Genomic DNA, 573 nt, shown 5'->3' with positions numbered 1-573 from the left:
ACTCTACCCCGTGATTCGACTGCTTAGGCTCAGGACCCATTGATGTGATGGGCGCGATCTGATTCAGGCTCCTGAGGAGTCTGGATTATGAGTGACCTGTATTGGCTGACGGACGAGCAGATGGCTCGGCTGGAGCCCTATTTCCCTAAGAGCCACGGCAAACCTCGGGTGGATGATAGGCGGGTGTTGAGCGGGATCATCTTCGTCAACCGCAACGGCCTGCGCTGGCGAGATGCGCCGGCGGCCTATGGGCCGCACAAGACCCTCTACAATCGCTGGAAGCGGTGGAGCGAAGCTGGCGTCTTCGTCCGGATGATGGAGGGCCTGTCTGGCGCACAGGCCGAACGCCGGACCGTCATGATCGATGCCACCTATCTGAAGGCGCACCGTACGGCTTCGAGCCTGCGGGTAAAAAAGGGGGTCTCGGGCGACTGATCGGACGCACGAAAGGCGGCATGAACACCAAGCTTCACGCCGTGACCGATGCGAACGGAAGGCCCATCAGCCTCATCATGACAGCGGGTCAGGTCAGCGACTACATCGGCGCTGCCGCTCTCCTGCACAGCCTGCCCC

General features: G+C 61.4%; 1 pseudogene. It reads left to right on the top strand.

Annotation, left to right across the window (positions count from 1 at the left end):
* Positions 1-87: 87 nt before the first annotated feature.
* Positions 88-573, top strand: a pseudogene (locus CVH10_RS16995) (IS5 family transposase); the annotation flags it as partial.

Origin of the sequence: Halomonas sp. ND22Bw, assembly GCF_003011945.1 — a bacterium.
Taxonomy (GTDB): domain Bacteria; phylum Pseudomonadota; class Gammaproteobacteria; order Pseudomonadales; family Halomonadaceae; genus Halomonas; species Halomonas halophila.
The sequence above is the reverse complement of the archived record's forward strand: the minus strand, read 5'-3'. Positions and strand labels throughout refer to the sequence as shown.